This is a genomic window from Salinactinospora qingdaonensis (genome assembly GCF_039539445.1).
GTDB classification, from domain to species: domain Bacteria; phylum Actinomycetota; class Actinomycetes; order Streptosporangiales; family Streptosporangiaceae; genus Salinactinospora; species Salinactinospora qingdaonensis.
The window spans coordinates 370,608-392,724 of sequence record NZ_BAABDD010000002.1; the positions used below are offsets into that span (position 1 = coordinate 370,608).

Genomic DNA, 22,117 nt, shown 5'->3' on the forward strand with positions numbered 1-22,117 from the left:
CGTGGCGCCGCGCCCTGCCCGGCCTCGGCGAATGGGCAGCGTCGTTAGCTGCGCTGTGCCGGCTGTTCCGCCACTCCGACGCCGGCGAAGTTCACCAGATCGGTCATTGTGAATTCCCCGGGTTGGGCGGCGTCGAAAACGGGACGCCAGGCGGGGGCGTTGCACAGGTAGGACGAAGGGTCATCGTGCAACAGTCCGGCGAAGACCTCGGCGACGATGCGTCCCCCCACCGGTCCGAGCCTGCTCTTGGGTTCGGCCTCGCGCAGGATGTAGTACCACAGGGGCGCCGGGTCGGGCAGATCGTCGGCCACCAGCGGGCGCACGCCCAGGGTCCGCGCCACGTCTTGCCCGGAGGGCAGGCCAAGGCGCGCGCCACGCAGCAGGTTGCGTTTGGCCAGGTTGCTGATTCCCTTGGCCTGGTCGGGCGGCAGGTCGAGCAGGGGCGGAGCCAGGAAACGGTCGATCTTGCGGTTGAATTGCAGTTGGTCGCTCCCTTCCGAAGTCGGGAAAAAACGAGCCCAGTCGATTTGCCATCCCTCTGGCAAGGGACGGAAACCTCCCAGGTGGGCGTGGGGGAACTGCTGCGCTGGCTGCTCGGTGAAGATCGGCTTGGACCCCACCCTGCTGTTGAGGGTGTAACTGGAGCGCACGGTGGAGTGGCCGAACCGGTAGGCGGCCACGGAGAACTCGACGGGCATGAAGGGGGCCTCGCGCCAGTGGAAGAAGCCCAGCCGTACCTGGTCGGCGGGTTCTCCGCCGGGGACGAGGGGCTCGCGCACCACCACGTCGGCCACGATGTCGGGGTCGACGATGCGCGGCAGGAAGTCGTGGAGCACCACCCACTGGTAGTGCCAGCGCACGAGCCGCTGTGCGGCGGTGAAGACGTCCTCGTCGGCGTGGATGTGCTCCTGGTTGCCCGGCAGGCTGAGCCAGTCCACCGTCTGGTTGTGCAAGGCCAGCATGGTCAGTTGGACATGGCTGATGATGAGGTTCTCGTCGTTGCGCGGGTCCCCGATCAGCGCAAGGCCTTGCTCGTCGCGCGGGAGGTCGAGGGTGCCGTCGCGGCTGGCGATGCGGAACCGCTCGCCGCCGCTGTCGCGGGCGTAGAGGTAGGGCTGGTCGGCGGGGCCGCGGCCGTAGAGGCAGTCCAGGTCAAAGCGCGGGCTGCGGAAGTTGACGAGCGCGTCGGGGTCGTTGTGCCGCTGGAAGCTCGACGTCGGGTCAAATGTCAGATCGTGGTCGATGAACTGGCCCAGGAATGTGTAGCCCGCCGGCACGGAACGGTCCTCGTGTTCGCCGCCTTCGGGGTTGGGTTCGGCTACCTCGCGGGCGAGACGGTCGATCAGTTGCAAGTCAGGCAGGAAAGGCTCCAGATTCCGGAACATCCGACCGAATCGGCCGCTGAATATCGGTGAGCTCGGTAGGCGCTGCAACCCGCGCATCGCGAAACCGTGCTCGCCGATTGCCACATCGGGTTCTTGGAGTGCGGCGGCCTGCGCCGAGGTGTCGACTGGACTCTCCTTAGCGGCCTGAGCTGGAACTGAGACTTTCGGCTCGGTACTGGTCTGGGTGTCGGACATGAGATCCCCCTCGTGAGACACAACGATCGGTGCGCCACCATAGCGGGCGCGCCAACGTTCCACTTTTCTGTGGAAAAACAGCCATAACCGGCATTCCCGATGTTCCTTGTCAAGAAAACCCATCGATGGCCAAGGGGGATCTACGGCGTGCAAAAATGTTCTCAATAAAAAATTATGATTTTCTGTTTTTTATTATTTCTTTGTCTTATTCTGCCGTGTTTTTTGTGATGAAAATAAATGGAAAAAGGTGGTTCCGCTGGTGGTCTCCGAACTTTTCTGGCGAGAGTGGTCCCCCTAGGGCGAAAAAGCGCGCGTTCCTCGGCGTCGCGCCCCTCGTTTTCTCGTGGCGCACCCCGAAGCGACGATGCGTATCCTCGACGTGCGGCGGTGGGGAGCTCCGAGATTCCCCGACGCCCAAGCGAGGGAGAGCGCGGCCTCTGGCTGGTCGATTCGGCCGGGCTGCCAGCGGCATACGGTTGGACGGAGCGACGTGGCTCGGAAATCACCACACGGCGGCGAACCCCCAGAGGGGCGGGCGTTCGCGATTCCAATGCGCACCCGGTTTCGTGGCGTCACCTCTCGCGAGGGGTTCCTGGTGCGCGGCGCCTCAGGCTGGGGAGAGTTCTCCCCCTTCCCCGAGTACGGTCCGCGCGAGTGCGCGCGCTGGTGGGCGGCCTGTTACGAGGCCGCCGAGATCGGATGGCCACCCCCCGTGCGCGATCGCGTGCCCGTCAACGTCACCGTTCCCGCTGTCGGCCCCGACGAGGCGGCACGTATCGCCGCCGAGGGGGAGTGTGGTACCGCCAAGGTCAAGGTGGCCGAGAAGGGCCAGGAGCCCACTGAGGACATCGCCCGCGTGGCTGCGGTACGCGCGGCCATGGGCTCCGGCGGGCGCGTGCGGATCGACGCCAACGGCGGATGGGACGTCGACACGGCCCTGCGGATGCTGCGCGCGCTGCGCCGCTTCGATGTGGAATACGTCGAACAGCCCTGTGCCAGCCTTGAGGAGTTGGCTCAGGTGCGCCGCCGCCAAGACGTTCCCGTGGCCGCCGACGAGTCCATCCGCCGCGCCAAAGACCCGATGGCGGTGCGCGCCGCCGAGGCGGCCGACATTGTGGTACTGAAAGTACAGCCGCTGGGCGGGGTACGTGCAGCCTTGGAGGTGGCCCATGCGTGCGGACTGCCCGTCGTGGTCTCCAGCGCCGTAGAGACCTCGGTGGGCTTGGCCGCCGGCGTGGCGCTGGCCGCGGCCCTGCCCGAGCTTCCCTACGCCTGCGGACTGGCGACCATGGGGTTGCTCACCGCTGACGTGTGCGCCGAGCCGCTGGTTGCGGTGGATGGCGCGCTGGCCGTGCGCCGTCCCGCCGTCGATCCCGAGCATCTGGCCCGTGTCGAGATCGACGCGGCCGGCTGGCGAGAGCGGGCCTTAGCCGCCCAGCACGCCTGGGACCTGGGGTGAGCTGGTGCCCGGTGAGGTCGCCGCGGCCACCTCACGGCGATCGTGACCCGTTTCGCGTCTGCGAACCGGACGAACCCCGGGATATCCGGCGTTGTAGCGAGAAGATGGCGTAACCTCACATGACTGCGCCGTCACTGGTGCGGCGGCGTGTCACGCCCCGCCGCGGGATCGGCCGCCCGTACCGGGACAATCGAAACAGTAGGGGCACGGACTCCCACGATCACGAGCGCACGAACGAAAGAAGTTGTTGTGAACCCTTCTGCCGCCCTGGCGCATGTCCTCGTTGACGAACTGGCTCGCTGCGGGCTGGACGAGGCCGTTATCGCGCCAGGGTCGCGCTCGACCCCACTCGCGCTCGCGTTGGTCGCCCACCCCCACATCCGGGTCCATGTGCGCATCGACGAACGATCGGCGGCGTTTTTGGCTCTGGGCCTGGCGCGTGGTGCCCGCCACCCGGTGGCCCTGGTATGCACCTCGGGCACGGCCGCAGCCAACTTCCACCCCGCTGTGGTCGAGGCCGACCACAGCTCCGTGCCGCTACTGGTGCTCACCGCCGACCGTCCACCGGAGCTGCGCGGCACCGGCGCGAACCAGGCCATTGACCAGATCGGCCTGTACGGTTCATCGGTGCGCCTATTCACCGAGGTGGGGACGCCCGATCCGCAGCCAGGTATGAACGCCTACTGGCGTTCGCTGGCCTGTCGTGCCTGGAATGTGGCCCACGGGGGCGACCGTCCTGGCCCCGTCCACCTCAACCTCGCCTTCCGCGACCCGCTCGTGCCCGAGGGCAGCGACAGCGGCGCCTCCCCCGCCTGGCCTGAACCGCTGGAGGGGCGTCCCGAGGGCCGCGGCTGGATCGCCCCCGCCCGAGCCGCCGCCGAACCCGCGCCGTTCGTCCTACCCAACGTGGAGCGCGGGGTCATCGTCTGCGGCGACGGCGACTACGACCCGATCCCCTACCTGGCGTTGGCGATGGCCACCGGCTGGCCGCTGCTGGCCGAACCCACCTCCAACGCCCGCCGCGCCGAGGCGATCTCCACCTACCGGCAATTGCTGGCCATCCCGGACTTCACCGCCGCCCACGTTCCCGATCTCGTGGTCAGCGTGGGCCGGCCGGGCCTGTCCCGGCAGATGCTGGCCTACCTACGGTCGGCTCGACGCCACGTCGTCGTGGGAGACCCCTACTCGTTTGCCGACCCGGTGCGCACGGCCACCGACATCGTCCCCGCCGTCGCCGCCCATCCCGAGGCCACCCCCGACACCGCTTGGGCCCGTTCGTGGCACGAGGCTGAGGCCGTTGCCCGCACCGTCACCGACGGCCTCCTCGACGCCGAGGAGGGGCTGACCGAGTTGCGCCTGGCCCGTGACCTCACCGACCATGTCCCCAACGGGTCCCTGCTCTTCGCCGGCTCCAGCATGCCCATCCGCGACATCGATGCCACGATGCCTGCGCGCTGCGGCGCCCGCATCCTCGGCAATCGAGGGGTCAGCGGCATCGACGGCACGGTTTCCAGCGCGGTGGGCGCCGCGCTGGCCCACCAGCAGCGCGGCGGTGGCCCCGCCTATGCGCTCCTCGGTGACCTGGCCATGCTGCACGACCAAAACGGCGTACTCCTCGGCTCTGGCGAGCCACGCCCTGACCTGGCGATCGTGGTCGTCAACAACGACGGCGGCGGTATCTTCTCCGGCCTGGAGCAGGCCGGGCACCCCGACTTCGAGCAACTCTTCGGTACCCCCCACGGGGTGTCCATGGAGCGCATCGCCGCTGTGACCGACACCGCCTACACCCGCTTGGAGTGGGCCACGGATCTGCCCAAGGCGCTGTCGGGCGAAGGGCTGCGCATCATCGAGGTGCGTACCGACCGGGGGGAGTCGGCGGCGCTGCGCCAGCGCCTGCACGAGGACGTCGCTCAGGCGCTGCGCTGAGTCGGCCCGAGCCCTACCTGCGGGGCGCCCCTCGCCACGGGGGCGAGTGGCGCGCCTCGCGCGTTGTTGGAGACGATGGGGCGGTTGGCCTGTGGCGGTGGCCGCGCCGCCCCTACGCCCCAAAGGCCCGTCCGCGCGCTGTTGGGAAAATGGAGTACGCAGATACCTATGACACCTGTGCTGCATCTGACGTCGGTTTCCACCTGGCTGGCCGGTGGTGATATCGAGCCCGACTCGCTGCGCACCGAGGGCTTCGTTCACACCTGTCCCGACGAGTCCACGATGCTGGCCGTGGCCAACGCCTTCTACCGCACCCACAGTGAGTCCCAGATCGTCCTCGTCGTCGACACCGAGCGCCTTGAGTCGCCGGTGCGGTGGGAAGACCCGGTTCCCGCGCCACCGCCCGGCGTCGCCGACGGGGTGCGCTTCCCCCACATCTACGGTCCCCTCACCCGAGAGGCCGTCGTGGGGATTCGCTACGCTCGGCGCGACCCCGAGGGCGCGTTCGTCGCCTTCGAGCAGCGGGGCGCCACCGCTGAAGCCCTTGACCTGCTGCCCCACCCGGAGGGGGGCTGGTACCGCCAAACCTGGCGTTCGTCCGTGACCGTGCTGCCTGAGGGCTATCCCGGCCCGCGCCCCACAGCCACCGGTATCCACTTCCTGCTGACGCCGGGTGAGGAGTCGTGCTGGCACCGGGTGCGCTCTGAAGAGATGTGGGTCTTCAACCGTGGTGGGCCACTGCTGCTGCGGTTGGGGGGCGGCGGAGCCCACCCCGAGCCGGCCGAGAGTTTCACGTTGGGGCCCGACGTGACGGCCGGCCACCACCCTCAGGTGCTCGTGCCCGCCGGAACCTGGCAAAGCGCTGTCCCCATGGCGGGGGAGACCTTGGTGAGCTGCTTCGTCTCGCCGGGGTTTGACTTCGCCGACTTCGAGGCCGCGCCGGGGGACTCCGGCTGACTCCGGTCGGCTCCCTGCACCCAGGCGAGCAGCGAGCCGGCCGATCCGGCCCGCACGGTGTGCTCGCGCCGAGGCGCAGCGGGCTTGGGCGCGGCGGTCACCCTCGTGCCCAAGGACAGCAGCGCGTTCCTCGTCCCCGCCGGCCCCGCCGGCGGGCCACAGGTTCCCCCGGAAACGCTCCTGGCCCACTCCGCCGATGCCACCTCGCACCTTAGCGCCCGCCGGGGTGCGAGGTGGCGCTACCGCGGCGCCGGGTCAGGGCAGTTGCGTGAAGACCGCGATCACCGTGTAGAGCAGGAGGGCGAACAGCGCTGCGGGGATCAGGAAGGTGATCCAGCGTAGCCACGGGCGGGTGCCCCTGGTCAGCGGTACCGAGGGCCAGCGCCACCCGCTGAGGACGACAGCCGCGGCCAACAGTCCGGCCCCCAGCGCACCGATCACCAGGGGCGTGGAGCCCCAGTTGCCGATGCGTAGCACGATCAGCCACAGGGTGGTGCTGGCGAGCAGGTAACCGAGCAGTCCCAGCCGGTCGGTGGCCAGCACCGAAAGCCGGGCGCGGCCCCGCAGCGCGAAGGCGATGCTCAGCAGCGGAAAGAGCAGTGCCCCACCCGCGGTCCCCAGCGCCGCCGAGATCGGGCTGCCCGAGCTCAGCTCGGGAAATATCTCCACCTCGGTCTCGATCAGCCGGGTTCCCAGGGCCTCCACCGGCACGGCCGCGCTGTTGGCCATGACCACCACACCGCGGTCACCGCTGCGGCCGAAGAACGTTCTGGTCCCGCTCGAGGCCCCGTTGTGCCAGGTCATCGTGTTGCCTTCGGCGGTGGTCGATGCGGCCCACCCCAGCCCTGTCTCGGTGGACTCCCCGGCCGGTTCTCTGGGCTCACGGGCCAGCGCGGCCGCCGCAGCGATGGGGGAGTCCTCCTCGGTGCTGGCGCGCAGGAACGCGGCGAGGTCGCCGGCCGTGCTCCACGAGCCCGCGCCGACCGGCAGGTAGTCGGGGGCTCGCCATGCTGCGGTGGGCACGTTGGGTTCGGCGTGGGGCAGCGCGGCCCCCGGCGGCAGGCCGGCCTCGTCGGTGGCGCGCAACGTCGTGTGCTCCATGCCCACCGGTTCCAGTACCCGTTGGCGCACCGCCGTGGCGTAGTCGGTGCCTAGCACCTGCTCTAGTGACTGGCCCAGCACCGCGTAGCCCAGGTTGGAGTAGGCATAGGACGCGCCCGGGGCGTCCAGCAGCGGCATCGCGGCCATGTCCTCGATGGGGGAGTCGAAAGCTGCATAGGCTTGCCCACCGAGGACCTCGTTGGTCGCCGTCTGCGCCAGGACGTAGGGATCGGCGAAGGCCAGGCGCGGGATACCCGAGTGGTGGGTGGCGATCTGCTCCAGGGTGATGTCGGCGGCCCGCTCGTCGCTGAACTCGGTCTCGGGCCAGATTTCGCCGAGCGTGGTCTCCAGCTCCACCTCGCCCGACTCCACCATCTCGGCCAGCAGTGTGGCTGTGACGGTTTTCATGATGGAGCCCGTCTCGAAGGGGGTGGCCACCTCGACGGGGGTCGAGCCGTCGGTGGTGCCCAGCGCCGCCTGGCGTGTGGTCTCGCCCTCGATCACGGCCACCGATACGCCTACGGCCGTGTCGTCGGGGAGTAATTCGCTCACCTGGGCGGCGAGTTCCTCGTCGCCGGCGGTGTGCTCGGCCGCCGGTTCGGTTGTGGGCAGCAGTAACAGCGCCACCACGGTGGCGGCCAGGGCCGCTGCGCCCGCGGCGATCCACACGGTGCCGGGTGGGCGGACGAGGAGGGGACTCTCGGACACGGTTACTCCTGGGTCAGTGTCGAGCGGCGAACAGGATGGTGAGAAGGGGGACGACGCGCGAAGGCGGAACGCGGTAGCGGCCCCGCCCCGACATTTGCAGCCATCCGGCGGCCACGAGCCGGCGCAAGTGGTGGTAAAGCTGTCCGGTCGTGCCAAGTGCGGGGTCGTCTCTGAGTTCTGCCGATCCCCGCGTCCCGGTCAGGACGCGTTGTAGCAGCAGCAGGCGGACGGGGTGGCCCAGCGCGTCTATCGTGTCGGACAGTTCCGACCAGTCCCAGTCGACGATGTCGCTGGCGTGCGCCCCTTGTTGCCATTCGTACTTCTCCTCCTCGCTGAGGTTGACGAATCCGGTGAACAGCACTCCGCCTTGGTCGGCCTCGGCCAGGCGCTTGAGTTCGTTGAGAGCCCAGAACCTGTCCTCGGTCGGTTCGGGAGCCGTCGGCGTGTCGCCGGGGGGCTGGGCCGGGGCTTCCAGGTGAGCGACGCGCTCCTCCAGTTCGCGGAGGCGCCGCACCAGGTCATCGACTGAGGATTCCACCATAGCGATAATACTACGCTAATACGTATATACGTAAAAACAGCATAGCAAAGCCTTGACTTTATATATCGCTTTACGATATATATCGAATATGGCATTACGGGAGCAGAGCTACCTGATCCTGTTGGCCCTCACCGACGGGCCACTGCACGGCTACGCAATCGTGACGGCGGTGCGCTGCATCTCCGACGACCGGGTCCGCCTCGCCGCCGGAACCCTCTACGGTGCCCTGGACCGGCTGGGCCATGACGGGCTGGTCACTGTCTCCGGTGAGGAGGTCATCAACGGTCGCCACCGCCGCTATTACCAGCTCACCGAGGCCGGCCACGGGGTGCTGGCCGAGGAGACCGAACGGCTGGAGCGCCTGGCCCAGACCGCGCGCGCCCGGCTGCGCGCGCCACGGCCACAGCCGGGGATGGGGGCGGCGTGAGCATGGATCACTACGAACGGCAGCTCCGGCGGGCGCTGCGCGGCTATCCGCCGCACGACCGCCAACGCCACGGTGAGGAGATCATCGCCACCGCACTCGACCTGCGCGACCCCGCGGCCGAGGAGCCCAGCCGCGGCGAGTGGTGGGCGCTGCTCTTTGCCGGCCTGCGCGCCCGGCTACGCGAGCGGCCCTCGCTGCTGTGGTGGCTGGCCTACCGCTCCTTCGGGGCCCGCCTCCCGTTCCGGTATCGGATGTGGGCCCGCGACGAGGCGCTGGGACGGTGGTTCCCACTGCGCCAAGGGCTCGCCGTCATCGGTTGCAGCATGCTGCTGCTCTCCCCGCTGGCGGTGCTGGTGCTCTACAGCCCCGTTGGCTCCCAGGTACTCCAAAGCGGCGACCCCCTGCCGCACGCGCTGGCGGAGCTCGGTCAGTATCAGGTCCCCATCGAGCTGACCAACGTGCTGGAAGCGCTGGGGTTCGTGGCCGTGTTCTTCTCGGTGCAGTTGGCCGGCGCCGGCCGACGCCGCCGCGAGACGCTGCGCAAGCACGAGTTCCACCCCGACGGCACCCCCTTCGCCTGGGGCGGTGGGGCAGCGGGGCCCACGCAGCCGACGCCACGGTGAGATCCCCGCCGTTGCTCTGCCCCGTCCCCGCAGGGCAGCGGCTTGCCGCCGCGCCTACCCCCGATCGGTCAACGCTTCGCGCATCACCCGGAACTTGGTCTCGGCCTCGGCCAACTCGGTCGCGGGCTCGGAACCGGCGACGATGCCGCAGCCGGCGAACAACCGCGCCCGCGCTCCCATGATCTCGGCGCTGCGGATGGCGATGCCCCATTCGCCGTTGCCGCGGGCGTCGATCCAGCCCACCGGCCCGGCGTAGCGGCCTCGGTCCATCCCTTCCAGTTCGGCGATCAACTCCATGGCCGCCGTTGTGGGGGTGCCCCCCACCGCCGCGGTGGGATGCAGGGCCGCCACCACCTCCAGCGTGGCCACGCCGGAGCCTACGGTGGCGCGTACCGGCGAGGCGAGGTGCTGTACGTTGGCCAGCCGCAGCAGTTCGGGATGCTCGGCGGTGTCGATAGCCGAGCACAGCGGGCTCAACGTCGCGCGCAGCGACTCGATGGCATAGCGGTGTTCCTCGCTCTCCTTGGCCGAGGAGAACAGCTCTTCGGCCAGCCGAGCGTCCTCGCTCTCGGTGCGGCCCCGGGGGCGCGTACCGGCGAGCACCAGCGCGGTGACATGCTCGCCCTCTCGGCGCACCAGCAGCTCCGGGGTGGCGCCCACCATGCCCGCCACCGAGAACGTGTAACAGTCGGGGTAGTCGCGTGTCAGCCGCGCCAGCAGCCTACGTACGTCGATCGGTTCGCGCGCTTGGGCGAGGGCGTCGCGGGCCAGCACGACCTTATCGAGCTCGCCGTCTTTGATGCGCGCTACGGCTCGGGCCACGGCCGTTTGCCATTCATCGGAGCTCAACGTGCCCGCCGACCACCTAAGCTCCTCCACCGGCCGCCAGGGAGTGACCCGCGCCAGGAGCTCTTGAGGGTGAGAGCCGGGACGGTCGCAGATCGTGGTCAGCCAGGTGCGCCCCTGGCGACGGCCCACCACCACACGCGGCACGACCAGAACCGATCCACTGGAGCGCGGGTCGAACGTGAACGACCCAAAAGCCACGGGGCCCGTCCCGGGCAGCTCCACGGCGTCGTCGACCTCGGCGGAGCCGAACAAGCGCCCCAGCCGGTGAGCCGCCGAGTCGAAGCGCACCGCACCCCGCACGGCGTCCTCGGGCGCAAGCTCGACGCGGGCGGCCTCGCCCCAGGCCACGATCCCCTCGCCGTGGCGTAGCCACCCCAGCGGCGCTGTCTCGGGCACGTGGTCGAGCAGGTCACGCTCGTCGGCCAACGCGACAGTACGGACACTGAGGTTGGCTGACATTTCGGCGACACTCACAAAGGGAGAGTCTACGGCGCTGACGTGGCCGTTTCTCCGTGTCTTCGGCCTCCCGCCCGCCGGGGCGCCTCTCACAGCAGCGACAGTTGGGTGCCGGTCGAGGATGGCGGGGACGAGGTGCTCCCCGAGCCGCGGTGGCCGCGCTTGGCCTCGCGGTCGACGATGCCGTAGGCCCGCGCCAGCGCGCGCACGCGCTCGGTGACGCGCCGCTGGTAGGCCCGTGGGGCATACGAGCTCCCCCGGTACAGCTCCGTATAGCGCGGGACCAATTCCGGGTAGTGCTCGCCTAGCCAGGCCATGTACCACTCCCGCGCGCCCGGGCGCAGATGCAACACGATCGGGGTGATGCTGGTCGCCCCGGTCTCGGCGATGGCCCGCACGGTGGCCTCCAGTTGGCGCGGGGAATCGCTGAGATAGGGCAGGATCGGCGCCATGAGCACGCCGCACCCCAGGCCGGCCTCGTTGAACGCGGCACTGATGCGCAGCCGGGCCCCCGGCCGGGCCGCGCCCGGCTCGAACGCGCCGGACAGTTCGTCGTCGACGAACGGTACCGACACGCTCACGCCCACCTCGACCTTCTCGGCGGCTGCCCCGATCAGCTCCAGGTCGCGCAAGATCAACGGCCCGCGCGTGAGGATGGAAAAGGGGTGACCGAAGTCGCGGAGCGCGGCGATGATGCCGGGCATCAGCCGATAGCGCCCCTCGGCGCGTTGGTAACAGTCGACGTTGGTGCCCATCGCGATGTGGGCTCCCGCGTTGCGGGAACGCCACCGCGGCCGTGCCAGTTCGGCCCGCACCACCTCGGCGGCGTTGACCTTGACGACGACGCGGCTGTTGAAATCCTCGCCGGCGTCCAAGTCGAGGTAGGTGTGGCTGCGTCGCGCGAAACACCCGACACATCCGTGGCTACAGCCGCGGTAGGGGTTGATCGTCAGTCGGAACGGCACCTGTGAGGTCGGAGACACCTCGTTGACGATCGACCGGGCCCGCACCTCGTAGAAGGTCATCCCCCGGAACTCGGGCGTGGCGAAGGTGCGCGGGCGGGCTCCCTGCTCCAGCAGCGCGGGGGTGGCCTCGGCCTGGTCCTCAGCGGTCGCGGCGAGGCTGTCCCAGCGCATCGCTGTCTCCTCCCGGGCGGTGGTGCATTCTCACCTCACCAGTGTAGAACGTACGTTCGATTTTGGGTTTTTCTGGTCCGCGCTGAGCGCGTTGCGGCGTCGGCGCAGCTCTACGGCGTTTAAAGTGTCCTTGGTCCAGACATCACGAAACGGTTGCGAGGAGATGACTCGATGGGATGGTTCACCCGGTCGGCGGGCGCGGTCGTCGCTTTGCCGCTGTTGACCTCGTGCACTGCCGTGTCGGCCGGGTCCCACCCCGAGCCCGCGCACAACCCCGCCCCTTCCGTTGCAGCAGACGCCTCCCGGCAGGCTGATGGCTCCCAGCGGCGGACCACCGCCCTGCCCCGCCCCGGTGCCACGCCCTCCGGCTCCCTTCCACAGCGCCTGCCTGCCACGTGCCAGGCGGACCCTGCTGAGACAGCCCACCCCAAACGGCAGTTGCGCGGGGTGTGGATCGCGACCGTGCGCAATATCGATTGGCCCTCTGAGCCCGGCTTGAGCGTCGCCACGCAAAAAGACGAGCTGCGCGCGCAACTCGACCGCGCCAAGAACCTCGGCCTCAACGCCGTGTTCTTCCACGTGCGTCCCACCGCCGACGCCCTGTATGAGTCCGAGCTGGAGCCCTGGGCGCGCTACCTCACCGGCACCCAGGGTAAAGACCCTGGTTACGATCCATTGTCTTTCGCTATTGACGAGGCTCACGCGCGCGGTCTGGAGCTGCACGCCTGGTTCAACCCCTACCGCGTCGGGTGGCAAGACCCCGACTTGGCCAACCTCACCGAGGATCATCCCGCCCGCCGCAACCCCGACTGGCTCATCACCCATGACAGTCAGGGCTGGCTCGACCCGGGCAACCCCGACGTGCGCGCATGGGTGAACGACGTCGTCCTCGACGTCGTCGAGCGCTATGACATCGACGGCGTCCACTTCGACGACTACTTTTACCCCTACCCGGCCCAGGGGGAGAAGTTCGACGACGACGCCAGCTTCGCCGCCCACGGCAGCGGTTTTGACAGCCGAGCCGACTGGCGTCGCCATAACGTCAACACCCTGCTGGCCGAGCTGCACGAAGGGATCAACGCCGCCAAGCCATGGGTGCGTTTCGGGGTGTCTCCGTTTGGGATCTGGCGCAACAGCCGTTCCGACGCCTCGGGCTCCGACACTCGGGGGTTACAGTCCTACAGCGCTCTCTACGCCGATACGCGCGCCTGGATTCAAGAGGGCTCGCTCGACTACGTCGTCCCGCAGTTGTACTGGTACCGCGGCTTCGAGCTCGCTGACTACGAGACGCTGGTGCCGTGGTGGGCTGACGAGGTCGCCGGCACCTCCGTTGACCTCTACATCGGCCAGGCCGCCTACAAGGTCGGCGATGACCACTGGGAAGGCGACGACGCCCTAACGCGCCAGCTCGACTTCAACACCGGCTACCCAGAGGTCACAGGCGACATCTACTTCTCCTCCAAAAGCCTGGGCGGGCGCGCTGAGGCGGCGATGCGCCATCTGCGTGCCAAGCACTACGACCGCCCGGCGCTGCCGCCCAAGGCCGACGGCGAGACAGCCGGCGTCGCGGCCGTCGCCGACCTTAGCGCCCAGCGCACCAGCCCCAGCGAGGTCCGTCTCACGTGGACGGCTGAGGAGTCGGCTCGAATGTTTGCCATCTACCGTGTCACTGGAGACGCTGCGGCGGACCCCTGCGCGCTCGCCGACGCCGCCCACCTGGTCGACGTGGTCGGTGCCCAGGGCGGCGGTGAGCAGACCTACCTGCACACAGGTGTTGAAGAACCCGCCGACGACGCCCGCTACTACGTGACCGCGTTGGACGCCTACCGCACCGAAAGCCCGCCCGGATCGGGGAGCCAGGTCAGCGTCGGCTGACACCCTCCGGCCTCCCTGAGGCGCCAGCGGGGAGGAAATCGGCTCAGGAGTGAATTCTTCGCCCCCGCGCGGGATAGAACCAGGTGTGAGGGGGCAGATCTGAGACACACGCCATAGCTGAGAGAAGCCCCCCGCAGGCCGAGGAGGGTGCAATGGCTCTGAGAGAGAACGAGCGGCGGATTCTGGCCCAAATCGAGCACCACCTCACCGAGGACGACCCGGAGTTGGCTGGGCACCTTACCTCGTTTGGGGCCGACGATCCGGCATTCATGCGGGCAGCCATGGGGGCGGGGTGGAAACCGTGGGCGGTGTGCGCGGCGATTGGGGCTGCGGTGATCGGGCTGCTCATCGTGCTGTTCCTGACAACCTCGACCCAGGCTGTGCAGGACTCCGCGCCCCAGCAGAGCGGGGACGTTGAGGTGACGGCCCCCAACACCCAGCCACAAGCGCCATAGCCCTGGCGGAGCGGGCACCACCGCTAGGGGTGGCCGCGCCGGCGTGGCCACCCGCTCCGCGGCTGGACAGGGTTAAAGAGCGTCGAGGAACGACTTGGCCAGTGGCGCGGCCACCGAACCGCCACCGCCGCCACCTTCGACCATGACGGCGAACGCCAGATCGGCTCCGCCCTGGAAACCCACGAACCAGGCATGGGTATCCAACTCCTCCCCTTCTTGGGGGGTGCCGAACTCCGCCGAGCCGGTCTTGCCGTAGACCTCTCCGGTGAACCCGGCTTCGCTGGCGGTGCCGTCAGTGACCACAGCCCGCATCATCGACCGGAGGGCCTCAGCATGATCGACCGGGCGCGGCTGCGGCTGGTCGGGTACGGCTGGATCGGTCACCAGCACCGGTGAACGCCACGAGCCGTCAGCGACCGCGGCTGCCACGGTGGCCATCTGCAACGGCGAGGTCAAAATCTTGCCCTGACCGATGCTGGCTGCGGCCAGCATCGTGTTGTTCTCTGGCGGCGGGAACGACGGATCGGTACTCGACAGGCCGATGTCGAGCCCGGCGTTCATCCCGAACTGCTCGGCAGCGGCGGTCAGCAGTTCACTGTCGAGCCGCTCGGTCACCTCCTTGACCAGCGCGGTGTTGCACGACGTGGCGAATGCCTCGGTGACGGTCTGCTCCCCGTAGGCGGCGTCGTGGGCGTTTTTGAACGGCCACCCTCCGATGTCGGCGGTCTTGGGGCAGTCCATCGTGTCGTTCATCGTCAGCCCGTTGTCGAGCAGCGCACTGTAACTGACGATCTTGAACGTGGAACCGGGCGGGTACTGGCCGTCAAGGACGCGGTGGTAGCCGCCGGGGATGGTGGCCGCGGCCAGGATCTCGCCGGTCGAGGGGCGCACAGCCACGAACGCGGCGGGCTTGTCCTGCCCGACGATGGCCTGAGCGGCGGCACGCTGCACGGCAGGGGCGAGGCTGGTCGCAACGTCCTCGCCGTCGGCGCCCTCGATGGTGCCCACGACCGTGGGCTCGTCTGCGGTGGCGTCATCGGCCTCGCCATCGGAGACCACCTGGATCGAGGTGTCGGGAACCCCCGCCAAGCGCTGCTCGTAGGCCTGCTGTAGCCCGCCTTTGCCCGTGGGGTCGCCCACTTGGTAAGCCGAGCCGAGTTGCTGGAGATCCTCTTCGGTCACCGTGCCCACCGATCCGGTGAGGATCTTCACCGAGCCGGCGGCGTCCTCGGTGTCGAGCCGGGAACCGTCGGCCGCCAGGATGTGGCCCCGCTCGTTTCGCTCGCTGACGCGGGTCAGCGTCTGCCCCTCGCTCAGCTCTGGGTGGATGACACGGGGGGAGAACTCCACGCGCCAGGCGCCGTCGACTAGCCGCAGCGGGAGTTCGCCAGCGTAGCCCCACTCGCCGGCGTCGGCCAGGGTATGGGTGACGGTGAAGGTCGCCGTGGCCCGATCGCCGTCTTCGCTGACCGTGTCCACGCTGGCGGTCGTCGTCTCCACCGACAGTTCCGCAGCGATGCGCTCGTGGGCCGCCACGACGTCGCCGCCAGTGGCCACCTCGCCCATCGCTGCGTAGTCACCGGAGCTCCACGCCTCGATGTAGGCCGCGGCTGTTTCCGCTGGGGCGGGTCGGGAGAGTACGTACCAGGAGACGCCCGCCCCCACCAGCGCCAGGACGGTCACTCCCGCGATGCCGCTGAGAATCCAGCCCAGGCGCGAGCGTCGTCGTGAGCGTCGTCGTGAGGGCGGTGCCGTCGCTGAGTGTCGTGGCCCCTCGGCCGGGGGGCGCATGTCCGGTCGGCGGGGGTCGGGGCTGGGATCGTATTCGGGGGATCTGCTGTCGTCCACGCCCTCGCGTCCTTCCGTTGGTGGGGGAAGCCCAATAGCTGGCTGGGAGTGCGTTACCTGAGGAGGGGAGGTCGGACCTGGTCAGCGGAGGGGAGCGCTGGAGTCCGACATGACAACGCCCCGTTCCCTTCCGCGGGGTCGGGAACGGGGCAGCACGCCAGATGTGGCCGATGTGGCGGTCGCCTCTCGGCGCGTGGCACAACGTGGCTCCATGACCGCCGACGTCTCACGCACGTGAGCACCGGACGCGGTATTCCACGAAGGCAATAGGTGAGGCCCGGGGGACACTTGCTACCACACCGGCCACGAGCGACTTTAACGTATATCGGCCGGAGCGTGTTCCGAGTGCTCGCGGGAAACCCACGGTTACCTGAGTCACATTGCGGCTGCGTCGGTGCCTGCCGGCCCCGCCGCAGCCGGGCCCCGGCCCGTGCCCGGGCTCCTCCCAGGCCACCCCTGGCACGGGCACCCCCTGAGGCGATCACCGTCGGGACCGCCTTGGCCCGACCCCCGCAACGGCAGCGGCACCTCTCAGGCGCGGTGCTGAGACGAGACACCGTCGCTGGCGCGCAGCAGTTCGGCTTTGACCGAAGCGGCGAACCGGCCAACTCGTTCCTGCCCCGACAGTTGCTGGATGGCTGCCATGACCGCGTCGGTGGCCGCGCGGCGGGCGCGTGCCTCGCCGGCGCGTCCATCCCAGGGCGACAGGTCGACCGGTGCCCCAAAACGCACCCCGATACGCCGCAGCCTGGGCAGGCGACGTTCAGCCGGCATGATGCGCGAGGTTCCCGACACCGCTACCGGCACCACGGGGACTTTGGCGCTTAGCGCCAGCCAGGCCAGTCCCGTCTGTCCCCGGTAGAGCCGACCGTCGGGCGAGCGGGTGCCTTCGGGGAAGATGCCAAAGGCCGCGCCCCGCTGGAGAGCCTCCAGACTGTGGTCCATAGCCTGGCGCGCGTTCTGGCCCGGGCTGCGCTCAACCGAGAGCTGACCAATGCCGCGCAGCGCGCGAGTGAAGACGCGCTGCGCGAGGTTTCCTTCGGCGAACAGTTCCTGTTTGGCGATGAAGCTCACCTGCCGCGGAACGGCCACGCCGATGAACAGCGGATCGATGTTGGACAGGTGATTCGAGGCCAGGATCACCGGCCCGTGGAGGGGAATGTGTTCCACCCCTTCCACCCGCATCGGCCACAGCGTTCGCGTGACCGGCGCAATGACCGTCTTGGCGGCCCCGTACAGTGACACGGTGCGCCTCTCCTCATACGAAGAGGCCAGGGGGGAGTTCGAGCGCATGCCCGTCAATCTAAACCAGGCGGGAGAAGCAGGGGACAATCGCGCCGGGCAACGACGGCACGGCCGAGTACGGCAACGGTCCGGTTTCGGGAGCTAACCCAGCGACGAATATCCAGGTGAGGACGGTGTCTTCCCGGCCAGGGAGAGCGGGCCACCCCGTTCCGGCCGTCGAAGGCGGGGCGCCGCAGCGGGTTCAGAGCCGCGTTCGAGCCCCATGGCGCGCGGTCTTGTCGGTAGGGCAGGCACGGCACTGGGGTGGCGGTCGTAGTGCGGGTGGGGGCTTGCGGTCTATGGTAGAAGCGCTAGTAGTTTGGTCTAGACCTTTAGGGCGGGCCGGCGGTCATCACCACCACGGCACCCGTCAGGCCGGGTCAACAAGCGCACACCAAAGGGGGCGAAGCAGTGACGCACCTGGTCGACCTCAGCCACCAGATCGTGGCCGGCATGACGACCTACCCGGGACTGCCCGGGCCGGTCATCGAGGATCACCTCTCCTTTGAGGACTCCCACCGGAGCTACGCTCCCGGGACCGAGTTCCACATCGGCCGTATCTCGATGGTCGCCAACACCGGCACCTACCTCGACACGCCGGCTCACCGCTACCGCGACGGTTCCGATCTGGCCGACCTGGAGCTGGCCAAGATCGCCGGCGTGCCGGGGATCGTCGTCGATCCCACCGAGCGCGCCGTGGGGCCAGAGGTCTTTGAAGGCGTCGACGTGGCCGGGCGGGCAGTGCTCATCCGCACCGAATGGGACCGGTACTGGCGCACTGAGCAGTACGGCTCCCCGGAGCACCCCTTCCTCACCGAAGCCGGCGCTAAGGCGCTGGAGGAAGCCGGCGCCGCACTCGTCGGCATCGACTCGGTCAACATCGACGACACCGCCATCCAAGGAGGCCCCCGCCCCGCCCACTCCACGCTGCTGGCCGCCGGCATCCCCATCGTCGAGCACCTGTGCCTGCTGCACCAGCTCCCCACGACCGGCTTCGAGTTCTACGCCGTCCCGGTGAAAGTACGCGGTCTGGGCACCTTCCCCGTGCGCGCCTTCGCCACCGTGGCCGACTAGGGCCGCACTGGCCGGGTCCTGACCGTCGCGGGCGGTTGCGGACCCGGCAGCCGGGCCGGGCAATCGCCCAGCAGTCCCGCCCTGCTCACAGATCGGCGTCGATCTCCTCCCGGGCACGGTGGTGTTCGCGCTGGGCCCGGCGCTGCTGTTCCAGGGTGGCCGTGCGCGCGTCCTCGGCCACTGCCGTGCGTATCGACGACGACAGCGCCCGCAGTTCCATGTTGATGCGCGGATAGTCCACGAGCCGCGGTAGGGCGCCTAGGCGTGGGGTGCGCCGCTCCCGCAGCGCCGAACTGAGCTCCCTAAAGGCCACGTCCAGTCGCTGTAGGGCGATCTGGGAAGCCGTAGGCGGGTTGTCCAACGCCAGTGTCGAAAGCGCCAGGTACCCGGTGCGCTGTGTGGCGATCACCACCGGCCACAAGGGCTGTGTGGTGTTGGCGCGCGGCACATCGCCGATAGCGCTGTCATAGACGCCGCGCAGGCTCAACAGATCGGCGCGCAGATCCCGTCGCAGTTGGTAACGCCGCTCCGGGCTGGTCCGCACGTCCGGGTCGAGAAGTTCGGTGAGGACAGTGCGCGTGTCGTCCAACACCGCCAGAATCCGGTTGGGCAGCCGCGCGCCCGAGGCCCCGCGCCACAGCACCAGTGCGCCCACCATGCCGATCAGTGACCCCAGCAGCGTGTCGATCACGCGTTGTTGAGCGAGTTCCCCGATCGGGGAAGGCGCCGCGGTATGCACGATCAACAGGGCCATGGGGGTCAGCATGACGCTGGCGTAGAGGAAGTTGCGGCCGATGAGCAACTGCGCCAGCCCTTGGAACACCGCGGTCCCCACGATCACCGCGGGCAGTGTCGGCTCCAGCATGAGCACCGCCGCACCGATGAACACGCCCAGGATCGTGCCGAGCGCGCGTTGCGCCGAACGGTTCACCGTCAAGACGACGTTGCCGCCCTGCAACACCACAGCGGTCGTGATCGAGATCCAATAGAAGCGATCCAGCCCTAGCAAGAGACCGATCACTCCGGCCGCTGCCACGGTGATCCCCATCCGCAGCGCCGTCGGCAAGATCAGCGACTCCCGGCTCCACGCCGAGCGCAGCGAGGTCAGCAGGGAGGGGTGACGGGTGTCGTACAGCCGTAGCCCGCGTTCGTCGTCGGTGTGCTCGCGTTTGCGGGCCACCTGCGCGGTCCGGCTGAGGCGGTTGTAGAGTCGGGCCTCCAGCGAGCGCGGTCGCAGCCCCTTACGGGCCCCTTCCAGCTCCGCTGGATCAGGGCTCGACGCGGGTTTGCCCACCGCCTCGGCCACCGCCTCAGCGAATGCCGGAACCTCCTCAGGCAGCGGCTCGGTACGCGACAGCGACACGTCGGTGGCGGCGAGGTGGATGTCGGAGACCCAGCGCAGCAGCGCCCGCAGCCGTGCCGCCGCCGGCGAGTCGCGGTGCCCGCGCGTTTGGGCCAGCAACACCAGCCGCCACGCCTCAGCTACGGCCACTGACGCCTCGTGCTGCACATGATCCAACCGAGGGGTGCCGATGGCGCGCAGCAACTGTGCAAGCTGGCGAAACGCCACGGCCACCGCCCGGTTCTCCGGGTGTCGGCCACGAAACGGCGCTTCGGCCATCGAGACCACCCACCCTATGGCGGCCCCCATCGCCCCCAGCGCGGCGTGCACCGGCACTTGGGCGAGCCCGCCCGGGGCGATCGTGGAGATCGCACACACCAGCACGAGGAAGAACGGCCCCGGCCGATCGACGCGCAGCGCTTGGCACAGCCACGTGGCCGCCCCCGCCACCACACCGATCATCACCGCCGCGGTCCACAGCGTTACCGACGCCAGCGAACCCAGCGTCACGCTGGCGACAAAGCCCGCGCCGACAGTCCCGAGCGCGATAGCGCGGTGGGCGTAGGGGGTGTGCTTCTCGTAGAGCACCGTCATCGACCCCAGCGCCGCCAGCGCGCCGTTGCGCGGATCGAAGAGCACGCTCGCCAGCGCGAACGAGAGGCCCATCGCCAGCGTGGCCTTAATGCCGGTGGACCATTCCCAGCCCCCCGAGGCCAATCCAAACATCGCCGCCAAGCTCACCCGCGGGTGGGGCCGCTCGGCCACGGTCGCCCGCATGCGCGCCGGGGCTCGCCATTCGTGATCGCCGGTTACCGGTTCCTCGCTACCGCTGTCACCGGTGTCTCCTTGATCAACCACAGCCCCAATGTTAAAAGTCCAGCTACGCCCGATTCCTCCCGGGCAGTCCGCGATCACCGTCGTCGTGCTCACGTGGGTGTGTGGCCCACCTGGCAGCTACCGCCGGTATTCAACCGTTCGCTTCGCCTTCCAAAGCGGCCCGTAGCCGCGCGACCTCGGCCAACGCCTCGTCGAGTTGGGCCTCGGCCCGCTCGGCCCGGTGCCGCGCCTGATCCCGACCGTCCTCCACGGCCGCGATCCGTTCGGCGTTGGCCGCCTTGGCCTCAGCGAGATCGCGCGCCGCGCTTTCGCGTTGGCTGCGCAGCGCCTCGTCGAAGCGGGCGCGCTCGGCCTCCACGTCGGCCCGGGCCCGCTGCAACTCGGCGGTGAACCGCTCGTGCTGTGCCTGGAGGTCGGCCGCGATCCGGTCGCGTTCCTCCGCCAGATCCGAGGCCCGCGATTGGGCGCGTTCGGCGGCGAGCTCGGCCCGCTCACCGCGGCGAGTGGCCTCTTCGCGCGCCCGGGTCTCCTCGGTCAGCCGCTCCTGGAGCCGTTCTCGCTCAGCTTCGCCGCGCTCCCGTAGCCGCGCCATCTCCTCGCCGGCCTCGCGGTGCACCCGCTCCACCTGAGCGGCTGCCTCCTGCTCGGTAGCGCGCACTCGTCGCTCGGCCTGGGCCAGCCCGGCGTTGGCCTCGGCGAGTGCGGCGTCGCGCTCCTGCTGGGCCTGTCGCAGTTGGCTCACGGCCCGGTCGCGTTCGGCGATCCCCGCATCCCGCGTGGAGATCGCCTCGTCGGCCCGCCGTTCAGCGGAACCGGCCATGGCCATAGCCGAGGCGGCCTTCGCTTCGGCCTCCGTGCGCGCGGCTTTGGCGCTGCGCCGGTCGTTCTCGGCGGCTAGCCGCGCCGAGTCGGCCTCGGCGATGCGGCGCGCCGCATCCAACCGCGCCGCCTCCACTTGCGCCTCAGCGCTAGCCGGGTCGGTCATCGCCGCGAACGCCTCGGTGGCGGCGGTGAGCGTGGCGCTTAACTGCTCGGTCTGGACGCAAAAGCGGGTCAGGAGCTCGTCGGCGCGCAGCCGGGCGCGGGTGACGGGAGCCGCGTCAACGCTGCCGGCGGTCTCGGGCTCCGCGGCAGCCGAGGCCGTGGGGGGCTCGGTCGCTTGCGCGGCTGCCGCTTGCTCGCGTTCGCGCTCAGCCGCCTCCTGCTGGAGGCGCTGCCGCTCCCGCCACGCCCGCCAGCGTGTGTGTTCGGGCAGGTCACAGTATTCCGGGGGGCGGCCAGGGGAGGAGCTTCGCGGCACAGGCCGCTGGCAGCCCGGAAAGTTACAGGTGTTCGCGTCGGCCACGGCGACGAGCGTAGCCGTTCCCCACGGCCGGCGCGGTGCGCTTACCACACGCCCGGCCGGCAGGCGCGGGTCGGCAGCATCGGAAGGGGGGGTGCTTCTATGGGTTTGTCAAGCCGGGGGTGGGCTGTGCCTGGAGGGTTTGCCGTTCGCTCGTGCCTCGATCGCTTCGCGATCTCAGCAGCCCGGGGCGGGCTGTGCCTGAGGTGGCACGGGTACCACGACAGGGGCTGGGGCCGACGTGGAGCCACCACCCCGACAAGGCAGGCGGAGGCCGGGGCCGACGCCGTAACCGGG

The 22,117-nt window shown here is 69.5% G+C and carries 17 protein-coding genes; 8 read left to right on the forward strand and 9 right to left on the reverse strand.

Annotation, left to right across the window (positions count from 1 at the left end):
• Positions 1–44: 44 nt before the first annotated feature.
• Complete coding sequence (locus ABD848_RS03770; RefSeq protein WP_344967261.1) at positions 45–1,580, reverse strand: peroxidase family protein; 1,536 nt, start codon at positions 1,578–1,580, stop codon at positions 45–47.
• 490 nt (positions 1,581–2,070) lie between these two features.
• On the opposite strand from ABD848_RS03770, the gene ABD848_RS03775 reads away from it, so the two are divergent.
• The 3 genes from ABD848_RS03775 (at position 2,071) to ABD848_RS03785 (ending at position 5,922) form a co-directional block, all read left to right on the forward strand.
• Entirely contained in the window at positions 2,071–3,039 is a 969-nt protein-coding gene (locus ABD848_RS03775) for an o-succinylbenzoate synthase (protein WP_344967263.1), read from the forward strand.
• A gap of 249 nt (positions 3,040–3,288) precedes the next feature.
• Positions 3,289–4,965 carry a 2-succinyl-5-enolpyruvyl-6-hydroxy-3-cyclohexene-1-carboxylic-acid synthase gene (gene menD, locus ABD848_RS03780; protein ID WP_344967265.1) on the forward strand — a complete coding sequence of 559 codons (1,677 nt, stop codon included), beginning with the start codon at positions 3,289–3,291 and terminating at the stop codon, positions 4,963–4,965.
• Between the two features lie 168 nt (positions 4,966–5,133).
• Positions 5,134–5,922 carry a cupin domain-containing protein gene (locus ABD848_RS03785; RefSeq protein WP_344967267.1) on the forward strand — a complete coding sequence of 263 codons (789 nt, stop codon included), beginning with the start codon at positions 5,134–5,136 and terminating at the stop codon, positions 5,920–5,922.
• Positions 5,923–6,177: 255 nt separating this feature from the next.
• Here the strand turns inward: ABD848_RS03785 and ABD848_RS03790 are convergent, their stop codons facing one another.
• Both ABD848_RS03790 and ABD848_RS03795 read right to left on the reverse strand, forming a co-directional pair.
• The gene (locus tag ABD848_RS03790; protein WP_344967269.1) at positions 6,178–7,731 is read right to left on the reverse strand and encodes a serine hydrolase domain-containing protein; all 1,554 of its coding nucleotides are present in this window, start codon (positions 7,729–7,731) and stop codon (positions 6,178–6,180) included.
• A 13-nt stretch (positions 7,732–7,744) separates the two neighbouring features.
• Positions 7,745–8,272, reverse strand: coding sequence for an ArsR family transcriptional regulator (locus tag ABD848_RS03795; protein WP_344967271.1), 528 nt, complete (start codon positions 8,270–8,272; stop codon positions 7,745–7,747).
• An 88-nt stretch (positions 8,273–8,360) separates the two neighbouring features.
• Between ABD848_RS03795 and ABD848_RS03800 the strand changes: the two genes are divergently transcribed.
• Together ABD848_RS03800 and ABD848_RS03805 are read left to right on the forward strand one after the other, a co-directional pair.
• On the forward strand, positions 8,361–8,699 hold the full coding sequence (locus ABD848_RS03800; RefSeq protein ID WP_344967273.1) for a PadR family transcriptional regulator: 339 nt from the start codon (positions 8,361–8,363) through the stop codon (positions 8,697–8,699).
• Positions 8,696–9,322, forward strand: coding sequence for a hypothetical protein (locus tag ABD848_RS03805; protein WP_344967275.1), 627 nt, complete (start codon positions 8,696–8,698; stop codon positions 9,320–9,322). Before ABD848_RS03800 ends, ABD848_RS03805 begins: the two co-directional genes overlap by 4 nt.
• 54 nt (positions 9,323–9,376) lie before the next feature.
• On the opposite strand, the gene ABD848_RS03810 is transcribed toward ABD848_RS03805, so the two are convergent.
• Together ABD848_RS03810 and ABD848_RS03815 are read right to left on the reverse strand one after the other, a co-directional pair.
• Complete coding sequence (locus tag ABD848_RS03810) at positions 9,377–10,645, reverse strand: isochorismate synthase (protein WP_425567416.1); 1,269 nt, start codon at positions 10,643–10,645, stop codon at positions 9,377–9,379.
• 71 nt (positions 10,646–10,716) lie between these two features.
• Positions 10,717–11,763: an Rv2578c family radical SAM protein gene (locus ABD848_RS03815; protein ID WP_344967277.1), complete on the reverse strand. Its 1,047-nt coding sequence runs from the start codon at positions 11,761–11,763 to the stop codon at positions 10,717–10,719.
• A 171-nt stretch (positions 11,764–11,934) separates the two neighbouring features.
• On the opposite strand from ABD848_RS03815, the gene ABD848_RS03820 reads away from it, so the two are divergent.
• Both ABD848_RS03820 and ABD848_RS03825 read left to right on the forward strand, forming a co-directional pair.
• A complete protein-coding gene (locus ABD848_RS03820) occupies positions 11,935–13,638 on the forward strand; it encodes a glycoside hydrolase family 10 protein (RefSeq protein ID WP_344967279.1) in 1,704 nt (567 codons plus the stop codon).
• Between the two features lie 152 nt (positions 13,639–13,790).
• Complete coding sequence (locus ABD848_RS03825) at positions 13,791–14,093, forward strand: DUF3040 domain-containing protein (RefSeq protein ID WP_344967281.1); 303 nt, start codon at positions 13,791–13,793, stop codon at positions 14,091–14,093.
• Positions 14,094–14,165: 72 nt separating this feature from the next.
• On the opposite strand, the gene ABD848_RS03830 is transcribed toward ABD848_RS03825, so the two are convergent.
• Together ABD848_RS03830 and ABD848_RS03835 are read right to left on the reverse strand one after the other, a co-directional pair.
• The gene (locus ABD848_RS03830) at positions 14,166–15,941 is read right to left on the reverse strand and encodes a penicillin-binding transpeptidase domain-containing protein (RefSeq protein WP_344967283.1); all 1,776 of its coding nucleotides are present in this window, start codon (positions 15,939–15,941) and stop codon (positions 14,166–14,168) included.
• Positions 15,942–16,472: 531 nt separating this feature from the next.
• Positions 16,473–17,186 (reverse strand): lysophospholipid acyltransferase family protein, encoded by a 714-nt coding sequence (locus ABD848_RS03835; protein WP_344967285.1) that lies wholly within the window; start codon positions 17,184–17,186, stop codon positions 16,473–16,475.
• 450 nt (positions 17,187–17,636) lie between these two features.
• Between ABD848_RS03835 and ABD848_RS03840 the strand changes: the two genes are divergently transcribed.
• Complete coding sequence (locus ABD848_RS03840; protein WP_344967288.1) at positions 17,637–18,299, forward strand: cyclase family protein; 663 nt, start codon at positions 17,637–17,639, stop codon at positions 18,297–18,299.
• 85 nt (positions 18,300–18,384) lie between these two features.
• Here the strand turns inward: ABD848_RS03840 and ABD848_RS03845 are convergent, their stop codons facing one another.
• Positions 18,385–20,418, reverse strand: a complete 2,034-nt coding sequence (locus ABD848_RS03845; RefSeq protein WP_344967359.1) for an FUSC family protein — start codon at positions 20,416–20,418, stop codon at positions 18,385–18,387.
• 190 nt (positions 20,419–20,608) lie between these two features.
• Positions 20,609–21,823 carry a coiled-coil domain-containing protein gene (locus ABD848_RS03850; protein ID WP_344967290.1) on the reverse strand — a complete coding sequence of 405 codons (1,215 nt, stop codon included), beginning with the start codon at positions 21,821–21,823 and terminating at the stop codon, positions 20,609–20,611.
• Positions 21,824–22,117: the final 294 nt, after the last annotated feature.